Annotated in this window: 25 protein-coding genes and 1 riboswitch; of the genes, 17 read left to right on the forward strand and 8 right to left on the reverse strand. The window is 45.1% G+C overall.

Translation table 11 applies throughout. From position 1 onward, the window contains the following. Window positions 1–25: 25 nt before the first annotated feature. The 15 genes from fusA (at window position 26) to ribB (ending at window position 16,069) form a co-directional block, all read left to right on the forward strand. On the forward strand, window positions 26–2,065 hold the full coding sequence (gene fusA / locus F461_RS0113270; protein WP_020001644.1) for an elongation factor G: 2,040 nt from the start codon (window positions 26–28) through the stop codon (window positions 2,063–2,065). 23 nt (window positions 2,066–2,088) lie between these two features. Next, on the forward strand, window positions 2,089–2,610 hold the full coding sequence (locus F461_RS0113275) for a DUF2062 domain-containing protein (protein WP_020001645.1): 522 nt from the start codon (window positions 2,089–2,091) through the stop codon (window positions 2,608–2,610). Beyond that, complete coding sequence (otsB, locus tag F461_RS0113280; protein WP_082208217.1) at window positions 2,570–3,382, forward strand: trehalose-phosphatase; 813 nt, start codon at window positions 2,570–2,572, stop codon at window positions 3,380–3,382. The genes F461_RS0113275 and otsB overlap by 41 nt, the downstream gene beginning before the upstream one ends. 143 nt (window positions 3,383–3,525) lie before the next feature. After that, the gene (locus tag F461_RS0113285) at window positions 3,526–4,956 is read left to right on the forward strand and encodes an alpha,alpha-trehalose-phosphate synthase (UDP-forming) (protein WP_020001647.1); all 1,431 of its coding nucleotides are present in this window, start codon (window positions 3,526–3,528) and stop codon (window positions 4,954–4,956) included. A gap of 24 nt (window positions 4,957–4,980) precedes the next feature. Next, complete coding sequence (rsmA, locus tag F461_RS0113290) at window positions 4,981–5,799, forward strand: 16S rRNA (adenine(1518)-N(6)/adenine(1519)-N(6))-dimethyltransferase RsmA (protein WP_020001648.1); 819 nt, start codon at window positions 4,981–4,983, stop codon at window positions 5,797–5,799. Window positions 5,800–5,972: 173 nt separating this feature from the next. Next, window positions 5,973–6,245: an HU family DNA-binding protein gene (locus F461_RS0113295; RefSeq protein ID WP_020001649.1), complete on the forward strand. Its 273-nt coding sequence runs from the start codon at window positions 5,973–5,975 to the stop codon at window positions 6,243–6,245. A 12-nt stretch (window positions 6,246–6,257) separates the two neighbouring features. Further along, window positions 6,258–6,440: a hypothetical protein gene (locus tag F461_RS0113300; RefSeq protein ID WP_020001650.1), complete on the forward strand. Its 183-nt coding sequence runs from the start codon at window positions 6,258–6,260 to the stop codon at window positions 6,438–6,440. 160 nt (window positions 6,441–6,600) lie between these two features. Beyond that, window positions 6,601–6,804 (forward strand): 30S ribosomal protein S21, encoded by a 204-nt coding sequence (gene rpsU / locus F461_RS0113305; protein WP_020001651.1) that lies wholly within the window; start codon window positions 6,601–6,603, stop codon window positions 6,802–6,804. Between the two features lie 106 nt (window positions 6,805–6,910). Then, complete coding sequence (locus F461_RS0113310) at window positions 6,911–7,354, forward strand: GatB/YqeY domain-containing protein (protein ID WP_020001652.1); 444 nt, start codon at window positions 6,911–6,913, stop codon at window positions 7,352–7,354. A 4-nt stretch (window positions 7,355–7,358) separates the two neighbouring features. Beyond that, window positions 7,359–9,659, forward strand: coding sequence for an endonuclease MutS2 (locus tag F461_RS0113315; protein WP_020001653.1), 2,301 nt, complete (start codon window positions 7,359–7,361; stop codon window positions 9,657–9,659). A 35-nt stretch (window positions 9,660–9,694) separates the two neighbouring features. Continuing rightward, complete coding sequence (dnaG, locus tag F461_RS0113320; protein ID WP_020001654.1) at window positions 9,695–11,482, forward strand: DNA primase; 1,788 nt, start codon at window positions 9,695–9,697, stop codon at window positions 11,480–11,482. Then, the gene (rpoD, locus tag F461_RS0113325) at window positions 11,469–13,241 is read left to right on the forward strand and encodes an RNA polymerase sigma factor RpoD (RefSeq protein WP_020001655.1); all 1,773 of its coding nucleotides are present in this window, start codon (window positions 11,469–11,471) and stop codon (window positions 13,239–13,241) included. Before dnaG ends, rpoD begins: the two co-directional genes overlap by 14 nt. Before the next feature lie 56 nt (window positions 13,242–13,297). Further along, window positions 13,298–13,963 carry a thermonuclease family protein gene (locus F461_RS0113330; RefSeq protein WP_020001656.1) on the forward strand — a complete coding sequence of 222 codons (666 nt, stop codon included), beginning with the start codon at window positions 13,298–13,300 and terminating at the stop codon, window positions 13,961–13,963. A gap of 64 nt (window positions 13,964–14,027) precedes the next feature. Next, on the forward strand, window positions 14,028–15,107 hold the full coding sequence (locus tag F461_RS17935) for a GGDEF domain-containing protein (RefSeq protein ID WP_020001657.1): 1,080 nt from the start codon (window positions 14,028–14,030) through the stop codon (window positions 15,105–15,107). 71 nt (window positions 15,108–15,178) lie between these two features. Beyond that, a riboswitch (FMN riboswitch) is annotated at window positions 15,179–15,320 on the forward strand. Window positions 15,321–15,424: 104 nt separating this feature from the next. Next, window positions 15,425–16,069, forward strand: a complete 645-nt coding sequence (gene ribB / locus F461_RS0113345) for a 3,4-dihydroxy-2-butanone-4-phosphate synthase (RefSeq protein ID WP_020001659.1) — start codon at window positions 15,425–15,427, stop codon at window positions 16,067–16,069. 181 nt (window positions 16,070–16,250) lie between these two features. On the opposite strand, the gene cimA is transcribed toward ribB, so the two are convergent. Genes cimA through F461_RS0113380 form a run of 7 tightly spaced genes read right to left on the reverse strand, consistent with a single transcriptional unit; the run spans window position 16,251 to window position 22,819 of the window. Further along, the gene (cimA, locus tag F461_RS0113350; RefSeq protein ID WP_026364766.1) at window positions 16,251–17,873 is read right to left on the reverse strand and encodes a citramalate synthase; all 1,623 of its coding nucleotides are present in this window, start codon (window positions 17,871–17,873) and stop codon (window positions 16,251–16,253) included. 16 nt (window positions 17,874–17,889) lie between these two features. Continuing rightward, entirely contained in the window at window positions 17,890–19,104 is a 1,215-nt protein-coding gene (locus tag F461_RS0113355) for an aspartate kinase (RefSeq protein ID WP_020001661.1), read from the reverse strand. Between the two features lie 58 nt (window positions 19,105–19,162). Beyond that, on the reverse strand, window positions 19,163–19,654 hold the full coding sequence (tsaE, locus tag F461_RS0113360) for a tRNA (adenosine(37)-N6)-threonylcarbamoyltransferase complex ATPase subunit type 1 TsaE (protein ID WP_020001662.1): 492 nt from the start codon (window positions 19,652–19,654) through the stop codon (window positions 19,163–19,165). Between the two features lie 7 nt (window positions 19,655–19,661). Further along, window positions 19,662–20,129 (reverse strand): CBS domain-containing protein, encoded by a 468-nt coding sequence (locus tag F461_RS0113365; RefSeq protein ID WP_020001663.1) that lies wholly within the window; start codon window positions 20,127–20,129, stop codon window positions 19,662–19,664. After that, window positions 20,108–21,673 (reverse strand): bifunctional ADP-dependent NAD(P)H-hydrate dehydratase/NAD(P)H-hydrate epimerase, encoded by a 1,566-nt coding sequence (locus tag F461_RS0113370; protein WP_020001664.1) that lies wholly within the window; start codon window positions 21,671–21,673, stop codon window positions 20,108–20,110. The genes F461_RS0113365 and F461_RS0113370 overlap by 22 nt, the downstream gene beginning before the upstream one ends. A gap of 26 nt (window positions 21,674–21,699) precedes the next feature. Further along, window positions 21,700–22,074, reverse strand: a complete 375-nt coding sequence (locus F461_RS0113375) for a holo-[acyl-carrier-protein] synthase (RefSeq protein ID WP_020001665.1) — start codon at window positions 22,072–22,074, stop codon at window positions 21,700–21,702. A 19-nt stretch (window positions 22,075–22,093) separates the two neighbouring features. Then, a complete protein-coding gene (locus F461_RS0113380) occupies window positions 22,094–22,819 on the reverse strand; it encodes a pyridoxine 5'-phosphate synthase (protein ID WP_020001666.1) in 726 nt (241 codons plus the stop codon). 392 nt (window positions 22,820–23,211) lie between these two features. Here F461_RS0113380 and F461_RS0113385 point away from each other — a divergent pair, with 392 nt between their 5' ends. After that, window positions 23,212–24,546 (forward strand): UDP-glucose dehydrogenase family protein, encoded by a 1,335-nt coding sequence (locus tag F461_RS0113385; protein ID WP_020001667.1) that lies wholly within the window; start codon window positions 23,212–23,214, stop codon window positions 24,544–24,546. Between the two features lie 106 nt (window positions 24,547–24,652). Here the strand turns inward: F461_RS0113385 and F461_RS0113390 are convergent, their stop codons facing one another. Next, entirely contained in the window at window positions 24,653–24,880 is a 228-nt protein-coding gene (locus tag F461_RS0113390; protein ID WP_020001668.1) for a hypothetical protein, read from the reverse strand. A gap of 203 nt (window positions 24,881–25,083) precedes the next feature. On the opposite strand from F461_RS0113390, the gene F461_RS0113395 reads away from it, so the two are divergent. Continuing rightward, on the forward strand, window positions 25,084–25,560 hold the full coding sequence (locus tag F461_RS0113395; RefSeq protein WP_020001669.1) for a chemotaxis protein CheW: 477 nt from the start codon (window positions 25,084–25,086) through the stop codon (window positions 25,558–25,560). The last annotated feature ends 50 nt before the right edge of the window (window positions 25,561–25,610 follow it).

The following is a 25,610-nucleotide window of genomic DNA, read 5'->3' on the forward strand; positions in this document are numbered from 1 at the left end:
TCTCATTTGAGCGAAGGTGGATTCAATGAGCAAGAGCGCGACTTCATATCTGCATGGCTTGAGAAACATTGGCATTATTGCACATATTGATGCTGGAAAGACTACGCTTACTGAGCGAATCCTGTACTACACTGATAAAATTTATCGCATGGGCGAGGTGCACGAAGGTACCGCAACCATGGATTTTATGCCGGAAGAGCAGGAACGAGGAATTACGATTGCTTCAGCTTGCACCACGTGTGAGTGGAAAAACGGTGTTATTAACATTATCGATACTCCGGGGCATGTTGATTTCACTATTGAGGTTGAACGTTCATTGCGGGTGCTTGATGGTGCGATTGGGGTTTTTTGTGCTGTTGGCGGTGTTGAACCGCAATCCGAAACTGTATGGCGCCAGTCAGAAAAATTTAATGTTCCTAAAATCGCTTTGATAAATAAGATGGATAGGCTTGGCGCTGATTTTACTTCTGTGCTTGCGTCTATGCGCGAACGTCTGAAAGCTAATCCATTGTTGCTTGTGGCACCTCTTGGAGAGGGTGATGAGTTTTCTGGTCTTGCAGACGTTTTGACTCTGGAGCGTCTGGACTTTGATCAAGAGTCTGAAGGCCGCAACTACACGCGCACTCCTCTTTCAGGTGAAGAGTTGATTTTTGCTGAAAAATGGCGGGAAAAAGTACTCGAAACGGTTGCAGATTTTGATGATGAGATCATGGAAATGTACCTTGGCGGGGAAGATGTTCCACTTGAACTGATCAAGGATTGTATCCGCAAAGCGACACTAAATTTGTCCGTTACTCCTGTTTTTTGTGGTTCTGCTTTGAAAAATGTGGGCGTACAATGTGTTTTGGATGGTGTCTTTGACTATCTTCCAGAGCCGCTTAGTGTTCCTGCACCAAAGGCAATTATACAGGAAACTGGTAAGGTTCAGGAGCTTGTTGTTTCACCGGAGAGTCCCTTAGGCGCTCTTGCCTTTAAGGTGTACATGGATGAAGGGCGTAAAATGGTGCTGGCGCGTATTTACTCCGGTATGCTACGTTCTAGTGACTCTATTCTGAATGTCACACAGGGTAAAAAAGAAAAGCCTGCCCGTCTTTATCGGTTGCATGCAAGCCACAGGGAGCAGGTAGAAGAAGCGCGCGCAGGTGAGATTGTTGCTCTGGCCGGAATGAAATTCGCAAAAACAGGCGATTCCCTTGCGACAGAAAAACATCCATATTTGCTTGAAAATATTGCAGGGTATCGACCTGTTATTTCGCGTGCGCTTGAGCCGGCTAATTCAGAAGAGGCCGATAAGCTTGATGAAGTGTTGCAAAAATTATTACTTGAAGATCCGACATTACAGTATGAACAAAGCCCTGAAACCGGACAGCGTGTTATTTCCGGCATGGGTGAGCTTCATCTTGAGGTTGTTGTAGATCGTCTTCGTCGAGAGTTTCATGTTACACCGCGTGTGGGCAACCCGCAGGTTGTTTATCAGGAAACAATCAGCAGTACAGGTTCTGCTTTTGAAGAGTTTGATCGGGAATTAGGAGATAAACGTCATTACGGTTACGCAAGCCTGACGGTTACTCCTCGTGATCGTGATGCCGGCAACATGGTTCGGTTTACATTTGATACCACTGAATGGCCGGATGCATGGGTTGATGCTGTTGAGCAGGGCGTTAAAGACGGTTTGCAATGCGGTGTTATTAAAGGATATCCTGTGCAGGATGTAGACGTTGCTATTACAGAAATTAAACGCAATGAATGTTCTTCTGAACCTGGTTATCGAATGGCCGCAGGTATGGCTCTTAAGACTGCGCTTGAGAACGCAAAACCGGAGTTGCTTGAGCCAATAATGGATGTAGAGATTTCTGTTCCTGACGAGAACGTTGGGGACGCTATTAGCTTGCTTGGCGCAAAGGGCGCAAAAGTTGAAAACCTTTTTGACCGCGCAGGGCTTAAAATGGTGCAGGCATTGGCCCCTATGTGCAGTCTTTTCGGGTTTTCAACGGACTTGCGTTCTGCAACACAGGGGCGCGCCGGGCTTGTAATTCAATTTTTACGATTTGATACTTTGTCGTAAAGATTAGAAACGAGGAGTTTTTGGTGCGGTTCTGGGAATCATTTAAACGAGCTATACGATATAATTACTTACGAGTAATGCGTTTGAAGGTTTCAACGCATTCTGTTGCGTTGGGTGTGGCCGCTGGTGTCTTTACGGGGTGCCTGCCTATTCTTCCGTTCCAAACGGTCGTGGCTGTTGCGTTGGCCTTTGTGCTGCGATGCAGTAAAATTGCAGCAGCTGCTGGAACATGGATTTCCAATCCGTTGAACTGGGTGCCTTTTTATACAGCGTGTTTTATTATTGGGAACTTGATTATTCCAATTGATGTAACGTTTGATCCTCACCATATGGAGTTGAAAGAACTTTTCGCACAAGGCGGCGGGATTGTTGTCGTTATGATGGCTGGCGGACTGGCAATGGCAATACCATGCTCCATTTTGTCATACATTATTACGTTTAGGGCCGTTGCACGTTTCCGCCAACGCCGCATGATACGACTTATAAATAAATATAAGAGTAAGCATGGAGGCCAGAGCAGCAATGATCAAACCTTGGACCGTTGAACAGCAAGCTGATTTTGGACAAAAACTGGCAGCCTGCCGCAGAGCTGTTCTCTTTCTTGACTATGACGGCACATTGGCGCCGTTAGTTCCAGACCGTCATAACGCCCGCCCATTTCCCGGTGTTCGTGAGGCGCTGGAACGGTTGTTGGTTATTAAGCATTGTCGTACAGTACTTGTCAGTGGTCGTCCGGTGAAAGAGCTTCAGCCTCTGTTGCAAAGCCGTTTACCCTTTGAGGCATGGGGCTCTCATGGTGGTGAGCACCTGCGGGTATCTGGGCAGCTGGATTTGGTGTCTATTCCCGAAAAAGCCCGTGAGGGGCTTCGCATTGCTGCTGAAAGGGTAGCAGTTTTATTGGGTGACCATGCCATTGAATGCAAACCCAACAGTGTCGCTGCACATGTGAGCAGTATCAATGCGGAACTGATTCCGCAGTATATAATCGATCTTGAAGAGTTGTTGGAACCTATTGCAGAAAATTTCGGACTGGAGCTTCTGGATTTCCATGAAGGAGTGGAAGTGCGTGTCCCGGGAATTAATAAATCTCGAGCTATTCATTCTGTCCTTTCAGAGGAGCCTAAAGATGCTGTTGTTGCATATATTGGTGACGATGTGACAGATGAAGATGCATTCCGTGCTTTGGGAGAACAAAGCTATACTATTCTGATAGGACGGGAGAAACGCTCATCTGCGGCTAGATGGTTGTTGTCCGAGAAGTCTGATGGTCTTCATATCGTTGAATTTTTGAATGCAACCGCGTCTGCTCTTTCATAACTAACGTACTTTGATGTTCCGCCCCGCACTGGCAAATGCAGTGCGGGGCTTTTTTTATCTCATCATGTTTCTTGGGAACTCTCATTGTCTCATCAGGGTAAGCTGGGTATTCTTATAGGCTGAACAATTTGTAAGGAGTTCCCATGCCCAAAGCTATTGGAGAAGACCAGGGTGTTATTGTCGTTTCAAACAGGTTACCCGTTTCACTGGAGTGTGATGGGGGGATATGTCATTCTTCGCCTGTCTCAGGTGGATTGGTAACGGCATTGTCGCCTGTGCTTACTGCGAGTAAGGGGGTATGGATTGGCTGGGCCGGCGCACCGGACGTTGAGGGGGTTGATGCTGCCTTGCGTCTTTTTTCAGAGGATACAGGGTACACACTGCGACAGGTTGGGTTGACATCAGAGCAGATTGAGAACTTTTATTTTGGATTTACTAACCAGATTATTTGGCCGTTGTTTCATGCCTCTAATTTTGAGTGCAATTTTAACCCTGAATACTGGCGGGCATATTTAGATGTGAATGCGTTGTTTGCATTTCGCACTGTCGAAAGTGGTGATGAAGACGACTATGTCTGGGTGCATGACTATCATTTGATGCATGTCGCAAAATATATGCGTGAAGCAGGTGACTGCAGGCGCACTGGCTTTTTTCTTCATATACCGTTTCCCAGTGTGGATTGTTTTAAGCGGCTACCATGGCGTGCTGAATTGTTGGAGGCACTTCTTGAGTATGATCAAATTGGTCTTCAAACCTTGCACGACAGGCGCAACTTCATTCGGGCTGTTTCTGCTTTGTTACCGCATGTTACCGTATCCGGCCGAGGGCAGGTTGTACGTGCTAAAATTGGTTCACGCACTGTGAAGATCGGTGCCTTTCCTATTAGCATTGATTATAAAAAATTTTATAAGACGGCTCGGTCAGCCAGTGTTCGTAAGAGTGCACAGCAGGTACATAAGGCGTTGCCGAGCAGTCAGGTTATTTTGGGAATAGACCGTCTTGACTATACGAAGGGGATACCACATCGCCTTAGAGCAATGCACCAATTGTTGACTGACCATCCAGAAATTCAGGGTAAACTTAGTTTACTACAGGTTGTTGTTCCAAGCAGGGCAGCTATCCCGATGTATGCAGAGTTAAAAAAAGAAATTGAAAGACTGGTCGGACAGATTAACGGTGAGTTCTCAGTGCCGGGCTATGTTCCGATTCATTATCAATATAGAAATTTGTCTTTTGACGAATTGATTGCGTACTATCGCGCTTGCAGTATTGCTCTGGTGACGCCGCTTCGTGACGGGATGAATCTTGTTGCCAAAGAATACTGTGCCGCCAATGTGGAGCGTACGGGAGTACTGGTGCTCAGTGAGTTTGCCGGTGCTGCCGCACAGCTTAGAAATGGGGCTATACTGGTGAATCCTTTTGATGTAGAAGGTGTTGCTGCTGCTATTCATCAGGCATATACGATGGAGAAAAAGATGCGGCAAAGACGAATGGACAGAATGCGGGAATCAATCCGCAAAAACGACATTTTTAAATGGGTAGACAGCTTTTTTGCATCTGCTTTTGCAAAGTAGCGCTGCCTGTCTGGATATACACTCATGGCATTGGATATTAAGCAAGGACCTCGCGCAAAAAAGAGTTTGGGGCAGAACTTTTTGCAGGATAAAAATACGGCTAACCGTATTGTTGATGCGCTTCACATAGAAGCAGAAGACTATGTTATTGAAATTGGCCCGGGCCCGGGTGCGCTGACACATCTTATTCATGACCGTAAACCGGCATGGTTCACGATTCTTGAAAAAGATCACCATTGGGCACACGAGCATAAGCGCCAACCGCCTGCCGGTAATCCTGCGTTGCAGGTTGTGCTTACAGATGCCTTGTTGTTTCCGTGGGAGAACTTAACTCCTGAAAAGCCGTGGAAGGTTATTGGTAATCTGCCTTACAATGTTGCTTCTCCACTTATGTGGGATATTTTAAGTAAGGCTTCCGGCTTAAGACGTGCTGTTTTTATGATTCAAAAAGAAGTAGGGGACAGAATTGTTGCTACCCCTTCTTCCAAACAGTATGGGGCATTGTCTGTTTGGTTACAGAGTTTTTGTAAGCCAAGACGGGAGTTTATCGTTCCTCCGGGGGTGTTTATTCCGCGTCCCAAGGTGGATTCTGCTGTTTTGAGTTTTGTGCCGACTCCTGCCGAAGAACGTGATTTTGACCCAGAAGCTCTTTCTTGGTTACTTAAAGTGACTTTTCAACAGCGTCGAAAGCAATTGCAGAAGATTTTAAAGGGTTGTGTAGCTTCAGGTGCTGAAAAAGCCCTTGAAAATGCCGGCGTGCAAGGATCTGCAAGGCCTGAGACGCTTACAACTCGTCAGTTTCAATTGCTGGCAGATGGTTTGAAAAGCTGCCCAAAAAAGTAGGAAAGCCCTGTTTTCAAGGCTTTAAGAGCGTATAAACCGTTGCATATGCTGCATTCATCTGGTATCGACTAACAAGTTTGGGCTTATATCTCAACTAACAGTAATATTTTTGTAGCTAGAGTGTGTGCGCTTTGGCAAAATGTATTGCAATTCCCAGAGAGGAGGACGTGGCCGTGACCAAGGCGGAACTCGTAGAACGAATTGCTGAGAAAGCAAATCTTACTAAAGCAAATGCAGAACGCTCCCTGAACGCATTTCTTGAATCTGTGCAGGATGTTCTTGTGGCTGAAGGTAAACTGACTTTGACCGGTTTTGGCACTTTCGTTGTTGAAGAGCGTAAAGAACGCTTGGGACGCAACCCGCAGAGCGGTGAGCCAATTATCATTCCAGAAACTAAAGTAGTTAAATTCCGCCCGGGAAAACTGCTTAAAGAAGCTGTTAAGTAGTAGGAGACCGTTATGCTGCATGGCGAAACTCTGCACAGTGCATTGCCTCAGGATATTCCTTGGTGGATGCCTGACCACTTCGTATTCTTCGGAGCACTCTACGCTGTTCTGTTCGTAATTCTTGGTGGACTGGGTTACGTAATTCTTAAGTCCGCTCTTCATGCTAGACATGAAAGTTCCGGACACAGTCACTAATTTTTCGTTTGTTAAAAAAAGCCTACTGTTCTCAGTAGGCTTTTTTTATGTGTAATATGTAAAAAATAACTTGCAAAAAAACAAATCAGGCCGTAAATTACGCTCTTGTCTTGAGCATGCTTGTGCTTGAGGTATTAAGTAATGAAGGTGGTGATATTTCATGCCAGGCGTATATCTCGATGATGGTGATTACAACTTCGACATCGCGCTTCGACGCTTTAAAAAGCAGGTAGAAAAGGCAGGCATTCTTTCAGAAATGAAAAAACGTCAGCATTTCGAAAAACCTAGCGTAATGCGTAAGAAGAAGAAAGCAGCTGCCCGTAAACGTCTTCTTAAGAAGATGAGAAAGATGAACCAGTACTAGTACTGCGTTTACCGCTACGGCGGGTGCATCTATAGATGCTTCTTGGCGGGGATTCGTTATCGGATCCCCGCATTATTCTATGCAAAAATTACATAAGAGTGACAGCATGAGCCTTATTCAGCAGATCGATAAAGATTACATTACTGCCTATAAAGCCAAGGAGCAAGTTGCACTTGGTGTACTGCGTCATCTGAAAACTGCTGCGAAAAACATGCAGATTGACCTCAAGCGTGAACTTAATGATGAGGAAATGCTTGATGTTGTGATGAAGCAGGCGAAACAGCGTCAGGACTCTATTGAACAGTTCCGTGCGGCAAATCGTGAAGACCTTGTTGCAGTCGAAGCTGCAGAACTCGAAGTTTTGCAGACTTACTTGCCAAGCCAGCTTTCCGATGAAGAACTTGAAGAACTTGTTACCAAAACCGTAGAAGAAACCGGTGCAGCCGGTATGAAAGATATGGGTAAGGTAATGAATGCTATTATGGCAGAATACAAGGGTCGCGTTGACGGTAAAAAACTGAGCGCATCAGTTCGCGCAAAGCTCGCATAGTTTTATGGAGCAGCGTACTATACACAATTTAGAGTTCCGTAAGGTGCTTGGGCGCCTTGCGGACTTTGCTGTTTCGGAGGCAGGCGCGAATGCGTGTTTGTCTATTTCTCCTGTGTCTAATTATAATGATGCGCAAAAAGAAGCGCAGTTATTTAGGCAAGGACAGGAATGGATGCGTACCGTGACTGTAAAGCTCTCTTCTTTTCCTGATCTTGCAGGAATGTTCCGTTTTATTGATACCCCGACCGCAGTTCTTGATCTTGATGATCTTTGGGCACTGCGTCAGGTGCTTGTTCAGGCACGGGATCTGCGGGCTTCCATTCGTGTAAGTACAGAAGAATCACCTTGGCCGCTTTTGTTGGCTATGGTGGATAAATTTCCTTGGCCGGAGCAGTGTGCTTCCGGTCTTTCCCGTTGTGTCGGGGATGATGGTCTCATCCGTGATAACAGTACCCCTGAGCTTTTGCTAATACGTCAGGAGATTCGAAGAATCCACCAGACTTGTACTCGTAAAGCTAAGGATTTTGTTAATTCACACGGCATCCTTCAATATCTTCAGGATGAGTACATTACACTTGCAAATGATCGTTATGTGCTGCCGCTAAAAAGTAACTTTAAGGGCAGAGTGCAAGGTATCATCCATGACTATTCTCAGACTGGTGAAACCTGTTATTTCGAGCCGATGTTCCTTGTTGATCTCAACAATGAGCTTGCGGAACTGAAAAAGCAGGAGCGCGAAGAAGAGCATAGAGTCCTTGAGTTCCTGACAGGTCTCGTCCGCGCCAACTATGGTGCATTACACGGCGTGTATGATCTGATGGTTCATGTGGATGTTCTGCTCGCAAAGTGTGCTTTAGCTTCCAAATTTAATGGTGTCGCACTGGACTTTAGTAATGAAGGGAATCTGCATCTTGTTGATGCACTGCATCCATTGCTTGCCCTCGCTGAAGGTGGAGCGCTTCCTGTAACTCTTGAGCTTCAGAAAGACCAGTTTGCCCTGCTTATAAGCGGTGGAAACGCAGGTGGTAAGACGGTATGTCTTAAAACTATCGGGCTTATTGCTATCATGGCAATGAGCGGCTTGCCTGTTCCTGTGAAAGAAGGCAGCTCCATTCCATTCTGGAAAAATATTTTTGCTTTTATCGGCGATGAACAAAGTCTTGAAGAAAATGTATCTACGTTTACAGCTCAGATTGCGAATTTAGGTGCTATCTGGGATGCCGCAGACGACAGCACCCTTGTTATTCTTGATGAATTTGGTGCAGGGACTGATCCGGCACAGGGTGCGGCGCTTGCTCAGGCTGTTATCGACGAGCTGCTCGACCGTGGAGCGTATGTGTGCGCGGCAACACATTTTCCTGCGTTAAAGGCATACGCACTTTCGAACGATAAGGTTCGTGCGGCGTCTGTTCTTTTTGACCCAAGTACAAAGAAGCCTTTGTATCGTCTTGCTTATGACCAGGTGGGTGCGTCTCAGGCTCTTGATGTTGCGCGTGAACACGGTATGCCGGATTATGTGCTGCGTCGTGCAGAACAATACTTGCTCATGGACGGAGAAGATACTTCTGCGCTTATTGATCGTCTTAATACCTTGGCTGTTGAACGAGAACGCGAGGTTGCCAAGCTTGATACAGAGCGTCAGCGTCTTGAAGAACGTCGCAAAAAGCTGAGTACACGGTACGAACGAGAACGTGATAAGTTGTTTGGAGACATTCAAAAAGAAGCACAGAATGTTCTTAACGAGCTAAAGAAACAAAAAATTACGCATAAGCAGGCTCTGAAAGAATTGGCAAAAACTCGCCAAAAGCTTGTTGAAGCAGATAAGGCCGGTCAGCCGACAGTGGAAGCGTTAGCTCCGCAGGAAATTAAGCCGGGTCAGACATTAAAATACAATCCTTGGAAAAAATCAGGGGTTGTAGAAGAAATTGATGATAAACGTGGAAAAGTGAAGATTAACCTTTCCGGCGTTGCTATGTGGGTGAATTTACAAGATGTTTCCTTTGCTGAAGAAGAAAATAAAACTGTTCAAGCCTCGCGTACTACAGTAAAAGCAGAACGTAAAACATCTTTTAGGGTTGACTTACGTGGAAAGCGTGCTGATGTAGCTATAAGTGAACTTGACTCTTTTATTGATAAGGCTCTTTTGAGCAATATTGAAGAGCTTGAAGTAGTGCACGGAAAGGGTACAGGCGCATTGCGTCGTGAGATTCATTCTTATCTTAAAAATGCTCCTGCCGTTGCTTCATTCCGTCTTGCACCTGCCGATCTTGGTGGTGACGGAATGACTATCGTTGAATTACGATAATGTCTTCTGGGTATCGTAACGATTCTGGATCAGCTATGACAACAAGCGGTTTTTCTGCTGTAAAAGAAATTAAAGCCCGTCTGAATATTGCTGACGTTGCACGTCGCTACATGGAGTTGCGACATGCTGGTGGCAGGTGGATGGGGCTTTGCCCTTTTCATCAGGAGAAAACACCATCATTTTCTATTAATGAAGATGAGGGTTTTTATTACTGCTTCGGATGTCAGGCTGCTGGCGATGTTATTGACTTTTTTTGTAAAGTAAACGGACTAGAGTTTCGGGAAGGACTGCAATTGCTTGCAGAAGAGACCGGAGTTCAACTTACTGAATATAAAGCAGACCCGCATGCGAAAGAAGAGCGTGATTTTAAAAGGCAGTGTTATACTATGTATGACATTGCAAAAAATCACTTTCAGCAAAATCTTTCCAAACATGATGCGCGGGAATGCAGAACGTACATTAAAGGGCGTAAACTTACGCCGGAGATTGTCGAGCGCTTTGAGCTGGGCTGGGCACCTGATTCGTGGCAATCCCTTTCAGATGCACTTGTTGCAAGGGGGATGACACAGAAGCAGGCTGCTGAGGCTGGTCTTTTGTCACGCAATGACCGTGGTCGGATGTATGATCGTTTTCGTGGAAGACTTATCTTCCCGATAAAAAATCTTTCCGGACAAGTTATCGCTTTTGGCGGTAGAATCATTGGAAAAAGTGATCAAGCGAAGTATATCAACAGTAGTGACTCAGTAATCTATAAAAAAGGTGAGCATCTCTACGGACTTTTTCAAGCACGTAGAGCTATTTCTTCGACCCAAAGTGCCTTTTTAACAGAAGGGTACATGGATGTACTTACGTTGCATCAGTTTGGTTTTGAAAATGCCTGCGGGGTGCTCGGGACAGCTCTTACTCCCGATCAAGTTAAGCGACTTGGCGGTTTTTGTTCTTCCGTTGATCTCATTTTTGATGGCGATGAAGCGGGGCGAAAAGCTGCGTTAAAAAGTTGTGAAATGATCCTGACAAAGGGAATGAAGTGTCGTGTTGTTTTGTTGCCAGACGGAGAAGACATAGACAGTTTTTTACATGAGCGCGGAGTAGAGGCGTTTGAAAGGTTGCTTGCGCAATCTCCGGACGGCTTAGCATATTGCACTGCAACTGTAAGTATGTATGCACCACGTGATGTAATGGATTGGACTACCCGTTTTTTAAGCAATATGGAACAACCTGAACTCTGTTCATTTTATGTGTCCCGTATTGCGTCCGGACTTGGACTGGATGAAATTGAATTACGTCAGCTTGTTGCACCGAAAAAGGCTGTTCAGGCCAGAGCGGACTCTTCTTTTTCGCAAAGAGGAAAACGCGACAAGTCCGGCAATTGGAGAAAAAGACAGGAGAATACGCAAGGCTCTGCCCCGCGTCCTGTGTTGGCTGCTTCATTGGAAGAGCGAGTGTTGCAGTTTGTAGTACGGTATCCACATCATATTCCCACGTTGGAACAATATGGCGGAATAGAACTTTTGCAGTCCTTATGGGCTGAATCGCTCTGGAACAAAATTTCTGCTTACGGCAATGATGCCGTTGAGTACCTTGAAGGTAAAGAAAAAGTATTTTGGATCAAGCACCGTATTGTAGATGCGGTTGCAATGCAAAAAGAACAGGAAGAATTGAACGACGTCTGTATGTTCCTGGAAAGAACTCGCCGCCAACAGCAAGGGCAATCCCTAGTAGCCGCAATGCGGCACATCACAGAGGGGGGCGAACAGGATGCAGAGATGGATTTTCTTCTGGCCTTAAAAGAATCCTTGGGGAGGTCCAATGGGGAATATTAAGGACATCCAGCAAATCAAGTCCTTGATTGCGAAGGGCAAGGTTAACGGGTTCCTGACCTTTGAAGAGGTCAACAAAGCGTTACCGGCTGAAGTGAATACTCCCGAACAGGTTGAAGAAATTATCGGGATTTTTGACCAGTTGAATATTGCTATTGTTGATACCAACAAAGCCAAGGATGAAATTCCTGTTGCCGATGCTGACAACGATGAAGACCTGCCTTCTGAAGACGTTATTGAATTTAACGAAGAAGAAGAAAGTACCGATTACGCGTCACGTAGCACGGATCCCGTGCGTATGTATCTGCGTGAAATGGGTGCAGTTCCGTTACTCGATCGTGATGGCGAAGTAGTTATCGCTAAAAAGATCGAAATTGGTGAGCAGGATGTATTATATGCACTCGTAGAAGTGCCTGTGGCTGTTGAAGAACTCGTAAGCGTTGGTGAAGACCTTAGAGAGAACCGTGTTAAGCTGAAAGACGTAGTTAAGACCATCGAGGAAGATGATCCTAGCGAAGACGAACTTAACCAGCGAGAGCGTGTTATCAAGCTTTTGGACGAGATTCGTAACATCTACAAAAAGAAAAGAAAGATCTACGATAAGCTTGATGATTGCTGTACTCTCGAGCGTCGAGTATACGGTTTGCAGAAAGAGATTATGCAGTACAAAGAAGACATTGTTATACGTCTTCGTGATATTAAACTGGAAAAAACTCTTATCGACCGTGTCATCGAAACTGTTGAAGATTACGTGCGGCAGATGCATAACTGTCAGCGAGATCTTTCGGCATATATTCTTTCAACCGGAAAAACCCAGTCTGAAATTCAGACTTTGTTTAAACAGCTTGATGATCGCGAAGTGAATCCTGTTGTTGCAGCGGACGAACTTGGACTTACCGTTGACGAGTTATTCTCCTTTAAGGAAATGATTCTTGGTAAGATTGAAATTCTGCATCGGCTGCAAGAGAAGTGTTGCCACAATGTTACAGATCTTGAAGAAGTTCTCTGGCGCATTAAGTATGGTAACACCGCGGCTATGCGCGCAAAGCAGGAGCTTATCCGTTCCAACCTGCGTCTTGTTGTAAGTATTGCTAAAAAATATACGAACCGAGGTTTGCAGTTCCTTGATCTTATTCAGGAAGGCAATATCGGTCTTATGAAGGCTGTTGATAAGTTCGAATATCAGCGTGGTTACAAGTTCTCCACGTATGCGACTTGGTGGATTCGTCAGGCTATTACCCGCGCGATTGCGGATCAGGCTCGCACTATCCGTATCCCTGTGCATATGATTGAGACTATTAACAAGTTGATTAGAACCTCTCGCTACCTTGTTCAGGAACTTGGACGTGATCCGACACCTGAAGAAATCGCAGAACGCATGGACTACCCGATCGATAAGGTAAAAAAAGTCCTGAAGATTGCAAAAGAACCTATTTCTCTTGAAACTCCTATCGGTGACGAAGAAGACTCCAGTCTGGGTGATTTCATTGAGGATAAGAAAGCAGTTGCTCCAGCTGAAGAAGTGGTAAACACTAAATTGGGTGAGCAAATTGCAGGTGTCCTTGCAGATCTGACTCCTCGTGAGGAGCAGGTATTACGTAAGCGTTTTGGTATCGGTGAAAAATCTGACCATACTCTCGAAGAAGTTGGTAAGTTGTTTAACGTTACACGTGAACGTATTCGACAGATTGAAGCAAAAGCGCTTCGAAAATTACGCCATCCGGTTCGGAGTCAGACGCTCAAGTCTTACTACGAAAACTAAAAAAAAGGCGGCTTCATTAGAAGTCGCCTTTTTTGTGAACTGTCACAGGAGTTTTCATGGTGAAGAAGAGAATATTTTTTTTAGGTATTTTATGTTTTTTATATGCTACAGCTTTAAGTGCTTTTGCCGATACTACACATGTTGTAACTGCAATTGTTGATGGCGATACGTTGATTCTTGAAAATGGAAAAAAAGTACGAATTGCATTTGTAGATACTCCAGAACTTGGGGATAAAAAAAGAAAGCAACAGTACTTTTCAAGTATAGCTAAAAAATTTATAGGAAGTAAAGTTCTTGGACGTGAAGTTTCGTTACAAAAAATTGTTGCAAACGATAGATATAAAAGATTGGTTGCAATTGTTCGATTGCGCAACGGGTGTGATTTAGGAGCGTTACTTGTCCAGAATGGCATGGCCTTTGTCTACCCACATGGTATGAAGCAGAGTTCATATATAACTGAACTTGAAAAACTACAAAAAAAGGCCATGGATGCAAGAGTGGGGATGTGGGATAAGATAATCCCTTACTTTAAAAACACCGGAAGCGTTATAGGGAACCGACGTAGCAGACGTTTCTTTGCATTAGATTGTAAATTTTCCAAAGAGATTGCAAACAAGAATAAAGTTCCCTTTATCTCTGCTGTTGATGCATTTTATAATGGATATGCTCCAGCACGAATTTGTAAGCTGTGGCCTAATGATACTGAGATATTAGAACAATAGAAAATGTATCACGTGCCTTTTTTTAAGAAAATTATTGCCGAACTGTATATGTAAGGGGGCGGTGTTGCACTCTGGTAATCCTTTAGAAAAAATTTGTCGTTTTGATGTAGGTCATAAATATTGTGATCTCTTTGAGCGCTTGGGGGTTCCTCGTGATGATCGTTGGCGTTCATTGCTCACATGTTTACGCAGTACCCAGAAGTATTCATATTATGCTCAAGAACAAAAAAAGTCAGTAGCTGACCTGTTGATAACGACACTTGAAGGCTCGGATTTTTCTGAGGAGAAATACTGCTTTGTCTTGCGTGAATATCAAGCGATTCTTGCGAGCTCTTACGCAAAGAGGTTGGAAGAGGCCTTGCAGGAATCTGTCGATTTAGCAGATGATTTTCGGAAAAGTGTCTATCGTCATCAAGGTGTTGTTGAGGATCTGGAAGAATCCAGTGTGGCCGCGGTTCGTAGTGGTGCGGATCCGGAGGACGTTGTTGCACAGCTCCGAAGTACTTTTCAGGATGTTATATCTGTTTTGAAAGAGGATGCCGAGCGTCTTGAGTATATTTGCAAAACAGATGGCCTGACAGGGTTGTTTAATCGTCGTGCCTTTGATGAAAGTCTGAAAGAAGGGATTTACGCATGGGAACATGCTGAAAAACCTTTTTGTCTGCTCCTTTTGGATATCGATAACTTAAAAATCTTTAATGATCGTTTTGGTCACCGCATTGGTGATCAGGCCTTGCAGACTTTTTCGCAAATAATGCAAGAGGTTGCACATAGGAACCACGATGATTCAGATGTTTGTTGTTGCCGGTTCGGTGGGGACGAGTTCGCGATTCTTTTGTTTGGAGATGCCGCAGCAGACGTAATTGATATCGCACAAACTATTCGCTCTCGTCTTGAAACATATGATTTCGTTATTCGGGATAATCAGGGACGTATTATTAGGCGTAATGTTCAGATGACTGTTTCATGTGGTTTTGCGCACGCCTATGACTTCCGACTGGAAAATTTAGGTGCTTTGATGTTAGATGCGGCTGACTCAGCTCTTTACGAAGCAAAAGATCTTGGACGTAATAGAATTGTAGAATATTCAAAAAAAGATGGTAGTTGCTCGTTCACCGTTGTTTGCGGTGGTGAGGTTGCGTAAAAATATTGATAAAATGGTTCCAGTTATGTTGACACAACGGCTGGAACCATATAGCCATTTTGTTAACGCGAATTTATTCTCAGGGCAGGGTGTAATTCCCTACCGGCGGTAATCCTCTTTAGGAAAGCCCGCGAGCGCTTCGCTTTGCGAAGGACAGCAGATCTGGTGTGATTCCAGAGCCGACGGTTAGAGTCCGGATGAAAGAGAGTAAATGCAGCCTGCATTCCTTTCTGACAGCAATAAATGCTGTTCTATTCTTTTGCACTGCTTTTTACTTGCCCTGATTCTTGCGATTCTTAAACTTTTTGGAGAATTCAATGAATCAGTCATTACTTGATCAGTTTGGTACCTCAGAGGAACGTGTAGAAAAAGCTCTTGCCGCTTTGCAGCAAGGTTTTGGTGTTATCGTTACTGACGATGAAGATCGCGAAAACGAAGGCGATATGATCTTTTCTTCAGAGCACCTGACCCCTGCACAGATGGCATTACTTATTCGTGAATGTAGTGGCATTGTTTGTCTCTGCATGACCGATGAGAAAGTTAAGCAGCTTGACCTGCCTATGATGGTTGATGAAAATCACAGCCAGTACCAGACCGCGTTTACGGTATCAATCGAAGCTGCAGAGGGTGTAACTACCGGTGTATCGGCAGCTGATCGTGTGCGCACAATTAAAGCAGCATCTTGCGGCAGTGCAAGTTCTTCAGATATCAACAGTCCTGGTCATGTTTTTCCACTTCGTGCTTGTGAAGGCGGCGTTCTTGAGCGCCGGGGGCATACCGAGGCAACTGTTGATCTTATGCGCCTTGCTGGCCTTGGAAACTGTGGCGTACTCTGTGAAGTTACTAATTCAGATGGTACAATGGCACGTATGCCAGAGCTTGTTAAGATTTCAAAAAAATATGAGATGCCAATGCTCACTATTGAAGATCTAGTAGCCTATAGAAAAGGAAAGAATATCTAGGGGCAGCGCTAATCCCTATGACGCAACGATAAAGACCGGACAATGTCCGGTCTTTTTTTATAGATATTAAATATGAACTCGTCGGATCCTGAACATAAAAATGGCTGCAAGGAATACTCCCTACAGCCATTTAGTTAACCTTATTCCCCGTCAATTTTTAGGACGAGGCGCGAAGCGAAGCTTAGTTTTTTTCAATTTGAGCACGTTGCTCGTGTTCATCTTTATAGAGCTTGTAAGTGATAGAATCAGCCACAGCTTGCCAACTGGCTTCAATGATGTTGTAGGACACGCCTACAGTTACCCATCGGGATAGATGGTCACCAGATTCCACAAGAACGCGTACAAATGAAGCTGTACCACCGCCCGCAGGATCTTCCGCTGTCATGACTCGAACTTTGAAGTCAAGCAGCTTCATCTCAGAGAGGCGTGGGTAGAAGTTGCAGAGTGCTTTACGCAATGCGTTATCTAAGGAGTTAACAGGACCACGGCCGGTTGCGGCAGTGTGCTCGGTAACACCTTCAACTTCAACTATTACAGAAGCCTCAGAAATAGGATCTAGGTCCTGAGCTTCTTTTAGTTCCAGCACTCGGAACTGGTTGAGTTTAAAGAACTCTCTGACTCCACGACGACCAAGCTTCTTGAGCAAAAGCAACTCAACAGATGCTTCTGCTGCGGCATAGTCGTACCCCATGCTGGAACGTTTTTTTAATTCATTGAGCAGCCCTTTGACAACCGGTTCATTTTTATCCAGATGGAATCCGAATTTTTTAGCCATGTTGACAATGTTAGCCCGTCCGGCAAGTTCTGTGAGAAGTACTCGCTGTCTGTTGCCGACAATTTCTGGATCAATGTGCTCGTACAGTGCAGAGTTTCGGTTAACCGCACTTGCGTGAACACCACCTTTATGCGCAAAAGCTGACCTGCCGACAAACGGCTGGCGGTTGAATGGCATAATGTTGGCAACGTCTGTAACAAATGCTGAGGTGCTCGTTAACAATGCCAATTTTTCCTTACCTAGAGTTGTGTATTCATCGTTGAATTTTAACTCAAGTGTAGGGATGATGGAACAGAGGTTCGCATTACCGCATCGTTCTCCGATGCCGTTAATGGTTCCTTGAACATGGGTGGCACCTGCTTGTATCGCGGCAATGGAGTTTGCCACTGCCAGTTCACAATCGTTGTGAGCGTGGATACCGAGCTGTGCATCCGGTAATGCTTTAGCTATCTGCTGTATAATCTGATATACTTCATGCGGCAGTGTGCCACCATTTGTATCACACAGACTAAGAGTTTGAGCTCCAGCACCGTATGCTGCCGTGATAGCAGCAAGTGCATATTCCTGATTTGCTTTAAAGCCGTCGAAGAAATGTTCGGCATCAAAGACAACATCGCGACCCATAGATTTTAGGAACGCAACAGAGTCATGAATAATGTCCAGGTTCAGTTCCAGCGGAATTCGTAGCGCTTCGGTTGCGTGAATATCCCACGTCTTCCCGAAAATTGTACACACATCAGCCCCGGAACTAAGCAAGTTACGTAGATTGGGGTCGTTTTCCGCAGTAAAGCCTGGGTGATGAGTACTCCCGAAAGCCGCAATCTTTGCATGCCTTAATGAAAACTTTTTAATTTCATTAAAGAATGCCATATCCACAGGGTTAGACCCTGGCCAGCCGCCTTCAATAAAGTCTATACCAAGTTCGTCAAGCTTGAGAGCAATCTTAAGCTTGTCATCATTGGTAAGGTTTATGTCTTCTGATTGAGTTCCATCACGCAAACTTGTGTCGTAGATCTGAATTTTTTTCATGGCCCTTTCAACTTTGTTATTCTTTGCCGAGCCCGAAGGCATCGTGCAGTGTTCTTACTGCAAGCTCCGTGTACTTCTCCTCGATAAGGCAGGTAATTTTAATTTCTGAGGTGCTAATCATGAGAATGTTAATATTTTCTCTACGCAGAGCATCAAATGCCTGTGCAGCAACGCCGGAGTGGTTACGCATTCCAACGCCGATTGCAGAAACTTTACAAACATGTAAATCGTGCAGAACTTCTGCCGCATTTGTTTCTTTCTGGATTTTGGCCATTAGTTCAAGAGTTTTATCCAGATCGCCGCGCGGAACAGTGAATGTCATGTCAGTCTTGTTATCACGGCTTGGGTTCTGAACAATCATATCAACAACAACGCCGCCTTCTGCAAGCGGACCGAACAAACTGGAAGCGATACCCGGCACGTCCGGAACATCGCGCAGCGTTACACGCGCCTGATCCTTGTCATATGCGATACCTGAAACTAAAACGGCTTCCATGCGTGAATCCTCCTGAGTTACTAACGTGCCTGGGGCGTCTGAAAATGTTGAACGGACAAGTACTGGTACTTTATATTTTTTAGCAAATTCAACAGAACGAATTTGTAAGACCTTAGCGCCCATGGAGGCCATTTCTAGCATTTCATCATACGAAACGCGGTCCATTTTGCGAGCGTTGCTCACGATATTCGGGTCGGTGGTGTATACGCCGTCTACATCAGTGTAGATTTCGCATTGGCAGCCAAGTGCTGCAGCAAAAGCTACTGCAGATGTATCTGAACCACCACGGCCAAGCGTTGTCACGCGGGATTCATCGGTGCAGCCTTGGAAACCGGCAACAGCAAGAACATCATGCTTTTCAAGAAGTTCCTGTAGTTTTTCTTGATTGATCCCAAGGATACGTGCGTTGCCGTGTGCACAGTCTGTGCTTACGGGGACTTGATACCCAAGCAGGGAACGGGTGTTAACTCCGGCATCTTTCATCAGCATCGAAAAGAGCGCTACAGATACCTGTTCTCCAGTAGAGACGAGAACATCAATTTCCGCCGGGTCAGGGGAGTTGGACCATTCTTTTGCAAGTCCTAAAAGTCGGTTAGTTTCTCCTGACATTGCAGAAAGAACAACCACTACTTTAAATCCCTTGGCTCGAGCGGCAAGAACTTTTTCACGTACTTTTTTCATGCACTCTAAGTTGGCAACTGAAGTTCCGCCGAACTTCTGAACCAAAATACGCATACTGATTCCTTTGTCGTTAGAAAGAGAATGAGAAAGGTAGAGCGAGTCTACGAAATAATTATGGTGCTACTTGCATCGAGGTCACAAGTGGTTTTAATGCCTCGATGACACGGGTAGCTCCTGCCCCTTTTACCAAAATGTCAATTTGTCGTCCTTCTTCGCATGGAATCCAACTGAATTGCAACCATTCATTCGGGTATTCCTGCTCAGGAAGGTGCTCCGCCCACTCGACAAGCATAAGTGTCTGTTCCTCATCCAACAGTTCGTGGAATGACTCGTCGACACTACCCCCTGCCAGCCTGTAAAGGTCATAATGGGCAGTCTCCGGGGTGGTCGGGTACAGGTTGTATACGTTAAAACTTGGGCTACTTACCTCGGCTTCATCCCCACCTGGGAGGTGTTGGACGAGTGAGCGGATAAGAGTTGTTTTACCCGAGCCGAGTGTGCCTTTGAACAATATAGTTTGCACAGGATCTGTAGAAACGAGAGCCTGTGCAAGATATTTTCCCAGAAGTTCAGTTTCTTCTGAGGTTTTTACATAAAGAAGCACAGATTAATTACTCTTTTGGTTCTTCCTTTGGAAGGAGTGTACGTAAGATATCTTCTTTTCCCACAATTCCTACCAATTTGCCATTTTTGACAACTGGCAGCGAGTGATACTTGTTATCCACCATAAGCGTCGCTATTTCGTCAATAGGTGTTTCTTCTGTTACAGATGCAGGAGCTGGAGTCATGGCCTCTGCAACCGTGCTGGCAGATATTTTTCTTATTTCTGCATCCGTATTGGAACTGAAACCTAGAGGGATAAGACCGTCAAGTACTGTAAAAAACGAAGGAACATTAAGACGTTTGTGCTGGTTGATGAGATCGCTTTGGCAGATAATGCCAATTAAAGTTCCATCAGCCTCTACTACAGGTAGTCCGTTGTAGCGTTTATCAAGCATAATGCGCGCTGCTGTTACAACGTCATCTTCCGGGGCAATTGTCTGTGGATTCTGTGTCATCAGGTCGTAGGCTGTGAGCATAAGCATTTCCTTACGGCTTTTGGCAAAGCATGAGCGATTTCTTGCGGTAGATTCCCTCTTTGCGGGAATTCATTTTCAAGAAATTCTCCAGCTAGCCCATGTTGATAGACGCCAAGACAGGCAGCTTCCCGTGCCGGAACTCCTTGAGCAAGGTGGGTTCCCAAAATTCCGGAAAGTACATCTCCAGATCCGGCAACTGCAAGTGCAGAAGTGCTGAATGGAGAGATGACCGTCGGCTTTCCTTGTTGCGCGATACAACTTACTGCTCCTTTGAGGATAACAGTACCCTTGAATATGTCGGCAAGAAGGATTGCTGACCGAAGCCTGTTTACTTGAATTTCACTGATTGTTTTTTGACAGAGTCTTGCCATTTCACCCGGGTGGGGGGTGAGGATGTCATGTTCTGACAGTGATTGTAAAAGATTTTTATCTTCGGCAAGATGATAGAGAGCATCTGCATCAAATACCGTTGGTGGGCGGAGCAACGCAATCAGCTTTCGTAAAAACGTAGCTGCATCTTTAGAGCGTCCCATGCCGGGACCAATGATAATGCTGTCTGAATTTTCGATTGCCCGAATCAGAGTCTCGGGGACATGCATAGGCCATTCTTCTGTTGTACCAATGTCCAGTGTCAGAATTTCAGGTTGTCCTGCTTTGACTTCTTGAGTCAACAACGCTGGAGATGCAACAGTTACATAACCGGCACCGGAACGCATGGCTCCGAGTGCAGATAAGTTCGGCGCGCCGGTAAGTCCTTTTGAACCGCCAATAATCAACACTTTTCCTGCGGAGCCTTTATGCATTACTTCCAATGTAGGCCTACGCAAATTGAGCACTTTGTCTGTCATGATAAGATGAGAAACAGGATGCATTTTTTGCACTTGTGCAGGGATTCCTATGGAGCGCACATACAGGTTTCCAACCCATTGAGAGGCTCCCGGCATAACAAGCCCGCATTTAGCTGCTTCAAACGTCACCGTGGCATTGGCTCGAACTGCTATAGGGTCAGCAGTGCCAAGAGTGCCGTTTAAACCGGACGGGATGTCCAGTGCAAACACAAAGGCTTTTTTACCCAGTGAATTGATGTGTTCAATGAGGCATATTTTATCAGAAGATAATGTGCCGCGCATACCCGTGCCGAGCAGGCCGTCTACAATAATGTCAGGTTGTTCTGTGAGAAGAAGGCGTGAAGCATTCTTAGGCGTTAGCAACGCGTGCGAAGTGCCGATAGCTCTGGCCAGTTTGAAATGGTAACCAGCTGTTTTATGGTACTCCCGTATCCGTTTTGTATGGAGAAGCAGAACATCTGCGCCAAGATTGTGCAGATGTCTGGCTACGGCGGCAGCATCGCCGCCGTTATTGCCGCTTCCCATAAATACAAGCACGCGTTTGTCTGTAATTGAACCCGTCAGCTCGAGAAGCACATGAAGTGCTTCCCGGCTGGCGTTTTCCATAAGAATTTCTTCACGGATACCGAAGGCAGTAATTGCTTGAGTATCCCAACTGCTTATTTCCGCCGGTGTCGGCAGGGGAAGGTATGTCATTGAGCCTCCGCTAAAGGCTATAGTGTCTATAAAGACTCAAGAATGACAACAGCAGAGGCTGTATCTCTGCCATGTGTTAAGCTGACATGGTACCGTGTTGCAGACAACGTGTCTGCAACTTCTGCTGCTTTGTTATGCAGTATCAAGATCGGTTTGCCGGAAGCTTCTGATTGTATTTCAATATCTTGAAATTGAATGCCCTGCGTGAATCCTGTTCCAAGCGCTTTCACTGCGGCTTCTTTTGCGGCGAAACGTGCTGCAAGATAGGCTACAGGATGCTTGGGTAGCGCCGCTTGTTCATTCGGATGCAGGATACGAGAAGTGAACCGGTCTCCATGTCGATCAAACGATTTTTCGATGCGGTCCAGTTCCGTTGTATCAATGCCAAGTCCGACAATCACTTAATACTCCGCGGTGTTGTTACTCAGCAAACGTGCTGATGATTTCGTTCATTTCGCGCACAGCGCGATCCATACCGACAAGAACTGCACGGGATACAATGGAGTGTCCGATAGAGTATTCAGAGATACCCGGAACATTCGCGAATTCGTATACATTGGTGTAGTTGAGGCCGTGGCCGAGGTTCACTTTAAGACCAATGCCTTTTGCATATGCTACACCTTTGATGATCTTGTCGCGTTCGAGCTGCATTTTTTCTGGAGTTTTTGCATCTGCAAAATGACCGGTGTGAAGCTCAATATATTCAGCACCACAAGCGTGAGCTGCATCAATCTGCTTTTCACTTGCTTCAATGAACAGACTGGATTTAACGCCAGCTGCATGGAATGGTGCAAGGTAATCACGGAAAAACTCTTCGCGTCCTGCTACTGCAAGACCACCTTCGGTTGTAAGTTCTTCGCGTTTCTCCGGTACAAGACAAATCATGTATGGATTAATGCGAAGTGCAATTTCATGCATTTCTTCAGTTGCAGCCATTTCAAAATGGAAACGGGTATTCAGACAACGGGATACCAGTTCAATATCACGATCCTGAACATGACGACGGTCTTCACGAAGGTGCATAATAATGCCACGTGCTCCAGCAAGCTCTGCAAAATGTGCAGCAGTTACCGGTTCTGGCTCGATACCTAAACGTTGTTGCCTAAGAGTAGCAACATGATCAATATTAACGACTAAAACGGGCATATCTTCTCCTCATATAAGTAAACCCATATGTATGTAATCACTTTATATAAAGTCTCGCGCAAAGAAAACATTGTTTTTGCGGACTCTAAAGAGGTTATACACTCTTTTACAATAAACTTCATGTCCAAAGTGTAGCAAACCTGTGCGAAACAAGTTTGACCACGTCTACTAACTGATTTTGCTAAACCGACGGACATGCATAAATCGCCTATCACTTGTGCAGACTAAGTTTGTTTTTGTTGGCTATTGCATAATATTTTTCTGCACATAATTGACTGTTCAGATACAACTCAGTAAGGAGTGTGTCCATATTTACGTGAAATATGAAATTACATGAAATATGAAATTACATGAAATATGACATCTCAGCAGGGATGAACTGGAGTTCTTTTATGAACGTTTGTATTGTTGGTACAGGTTATGTCGGTTTGGTAAGCGCAGCATGTTTTGCAGAAATGGGGAATGCAATCACATGTGTTGATGTTAATCCAGACGTTGTTGAAATGCTTTCTGATGGCCGGGTTCATATTTGGGAACCGGGGTTGGAAGAGCTTGTACAGCGTAACTACGCAGAAAAACGTCTCACATTCACAACAAGCCTGCAGGAAGGTATAGAGAAATGCGACGTGGTATTCATTACCGTTGGTACACCTTCCAGCGAAGACGGATCTTGTGACCTTTGCTATGTTGAGCAGGTCGCACGTCAGATCGGTGCGGTAATGACTTCCCCGAAAATTATTGTTGATAAATCTACAGTGCCTGTTGGTACTGCTGATTTTGTTACTTCCCTTGTTCAGGAAGAACTTGATAAGCGCGGTGAATCAATTGATTTTGCAGTTGTTTCTAACCCTGAGTTCTTGAAAGAAGGCGATGCGGTTAATGACTTTATGAAGCCGGATCGCGTTATTGTCGGTACTGAGAACGCAAATGCTGCAGCTGTTCTTGGCGAACTGTATGCACCATTTGCCCGTAGTCGTGAAAAGCTGATCGTAATGGGTGTTCGCAGTGCTGAAATGACTAAATATGCAGCAAACTGCATGCTTGCAACCAAGATTTCTTTCATCAATGAAGTAGCAAATATTTGTGAACGTGTTGGCGCGGATGTTCGTGACGTTCGTACCGGCATTGGTTCCGACCATCGCATCGGATATGAGTTTATCTATCCCGGTGTAGGGTATGGTGGTTCTTGTTTCCCTAAAGACGTTAAAGCGCTTATCCATACGGCGCATCAGTACGAGTACACTCCAGAGTTACTCGAAGCTGTGGATAACGTGAACAAGCGTCAGAAAAAACGTATGGCAGAGCGCCTTGTTGAATACTTTGAACCACAGGGTGGTGTTGAAGGAAAGACATTGGCTCTGTGGGGTATCGCTTTTAAAGCAAATACAGATGATACTCGTGAAGCTGCATCATTATCTATTATTGAAGAGCTTACTGCAAAAGGTATGCGTATTCGTGCATTTGACCCTGTTGCAGGCGAAAAAGTGAAGGATCGTTTTGCTGACAACGACCTGGTAGAGATCGTTGATGAGCAATATGCTGCGCTTGATGGTGCACAGGCCCTGATGGTTGTTACTGAGTGGCATCAGTTCCGTATACCTGACTTTGACCGTGTGAAGAAACAGCTCACCGCACCTATTCTGTTTGATGGACGTAACCTTTACAATGCCGCGACAATGGCCGAGAAAGGGTTTGCGTACTTCTGCGTAGGTCGTAAAGCAGATTAGAGAGCGCGTAGAGAAAGTCTTCTACGCCTGATGGGCATAAAGCCTTAAGAAAAGAAAACCCCTGCCGATGAGAAATCAACGGCAGGGGTTTTCTTTAGGGAAAGTCTTATAGTTGAGCAGTAGCGGCACAGCGCCTGCAAGATCTCAGTTGAAGTTCCTGTAGAATCAGTTTTTCATATTGCATTGAGTCCTGATTTTGTACAGGGGTGCCTTCTTTCAGAAAGCGTTCAAGAAATTGTGTTTCTTCCCAGAAGTCAAGAAGTTCCTCGTCGCCAAGTGATTTTATCTGCATAGCAAGAGGCGTGTCTTCGGGGAATGGTAAGATGTTCGCCATCAATTTGGTACTCCTCGCGGATAGCGTTGTACTCAATTGCTTTTGAGCGAAGTTATATTATCTAACACTCTCTTTTTTTACAACCGCTTTTATGAACAGTGGTATCACACTGTAGTTGCTTTGGATTGTGAGAACAGGTATATGTCGTTTCACTTAATTTTTTCCCGTACTACGCTGCTCGGGAAAGCAAGGAGTTGTTCTGTATGAATGAGCCTCAGAAGAAGCAGGATGACGAGCTGATGCAACTTGTCACCTTTAGTATAGGTGAAGAGGAATTTGGTGTTGATATCCTTAAGGTACAGGAAATTATCCGTACTATGGAAATCACTAAAGTGCCTAAAGCTCCGGATTTTGTTGAGGGGGTAATTAACCTTCGAGGGAAAGTGATTCCTATCATTGACCTGAGAAGGCGTTTCGGGCTTAGCTCCAAAGAGCATGACAAACATACCCGAATCATTGTAATCGAAATCAACAACATGATTGTCGGGTTTGTCGTCGATTCCGTGTCAGAAGTTCTGCGTATTCCAGCAGGCACGGTTGAACCGCCTCCGGCTGTTGTTGCAGGTATGGAATCTGAGTACATTAGTGGTGTTGGTAAGCTTCAGGATCGTCTGCTTATTTTGCTTGATCTTGATCGTCTGCTTTCTAATGATGATCTTGAGGTGCTCGGACAGATTTAGTTTTTCCTCGAGGATGTCATCGAAGATGTTTAACTTCTCTTGAAAAGCAA

The sequence above is a fragment of the Halodesulfovibrio aestuarii DSM 17919 = ATCC 29578 genome, assembly GCF_000384815.1.
In the GTDB taxonomy this organism is placed as follows: Bacteria; Desulfobacterota; Desulfovibrionia; order Desulfovibrionales; family Desulfovibrionaceae; genus Halodesulfovibrio; species Halodesulfovibrio aestuarii.